Genomic DNA, 1,164 nt, shown 5'->3' on the forward strand with positions numbered 1-1,164 from the left:
TGGCGGGCTTGCCAATTTGCAGCGCCCGGATGGCGAAGAGCGCAAGGAAAATCACCGCGAAGGAGACCGCCGATGTCACCGTTCCCAGGGCGTAAATATCGGGCTTGGTGACGGTCGTGGTCAGGCTTTGCAGTTCCAGCGGTAGGCTATTGACCTCGCCGATGGCTTGCGACGAGCGGGCGATTTCATCCCACGACAGGGTAAAGCCGAACAGACCAATCCCGATCACCGAGGCAGAATGATCGGCAGCACGACGAAACGGAATGTCTGCCACGGCGTCGCGCCCAAGTCGCGCGCCGCCTCCTCATAGGCCGGGTTGAAGCGGTTGAAGATGGCGAACATGATGAGCAGGCCGAAGGGCAGCGTCCAGGTCAGATGCGCACCGAGGCCGGAGGTAAACAGCCCCATGAAGGTGGTGTGGGTTTCGGCCAGCCAGTCCGGCCCATAGGCCTTCATCAGATCGTCGAGCAGGCGGAATTCCAGCGCAATGCCGAGCGAGGTGATGATGGAGGGCACGATCAGGCTCGCCACCGCAATATAGAACAGCGCCGCCGCGCCCCGGAAGCTTTTGCGAAAGGCGAGCCCGGCCGACACCGAAATCGCTACCGTGACCACCATCACCACTAAGCCGAGCTTCAATGATCGCACGAAAGCCGCGCCGATATTGACGATTCCGCCGCCGGAAAACAGCTTTTCGAACCAAAACAGCGAGACGCCGTTCATCGGAAAAGTCAGCCCGCCGTCCGGCCCCTGGAAGGACAGAATGAAAATCGCAATCATCGGGCCGTAGAGAAACAACACATAGAGCCCGAAGAAAAGGGCGAGCGCGTAGAAGGACTTGCTGCGCATTCTACAGTTCCTTCCGCACATCAACGAGTTTGGAGAGAGCGGCGATAATCAACAGTGTCACGCCGAGCAGAATAACGGCATTGGCCGCCGCCGCTGGGAATTGCAGCGCATTCAGCCGGGTTTCGATGATCTTTCCGGCCGAGGCGATCTGCTGGCCGCCCATCACGCCGATGGTGATGAAATCGCCCATGACGATGGTAATGACGAAAATCGACCCAATGACGATGCCGGGTTTCGAGAGCGGAATAATCACATTCACCAGCGTCTGCCAGCCGGTCGCACCCGCATCATAGGCGGCTTCGATGAGGGCTTTAT

2 protein-coding genes and 1 pseudogene are annotated in these 1,164 nt (G+C 59.2%); all 3 read right to left on the minus strand.

The features are described from left to right. A pseudogene (locus VZ95_RS29005) lies at window positions 1-229 on the minus strand (ABC transporter permease); the annotation flags it as partial. Continuing rightward, window positions 226-849, minus strand: coding sequence for an ABC transporter permease (locus tag VZ95_RS19980; protein ID WP_332308026.1), 624 nt, complete (start codon window positions 847-849; stop codon window positions 226-228). The pseudogene VZ95_RS29005 and the gene VZ95_RS19980, both read right to left, overlap by 4 nt. 1 nt (window position 850) lies before the next feature. Further along, window positions 851-1,164 (minus strand): ABC transporter permease subunit (locus tag VZ95_RS19985; protein WP_045777429.1); only part of this gene is annotated, 314 nt, incomplete at its 5' end.

This window comes from Elstera litoralis (assembly GCF_000963705.1).
GTDB lineage: Bacteria > Pseudomonadota > Alphaproteobacteria > Elsterales > Elsteraceae > Elstera > Elstera litoralis.

Excerpts from the sequence above, each read along its gene's own strand:
- VZ95_RS19980 (WP_332308026.1), bottom strand. The coding sequence starts at position 849 with ATGCGCAGCAAGTCCTTCTACGCGCTCGCCCTTTTCTTCGGGCTCTAT.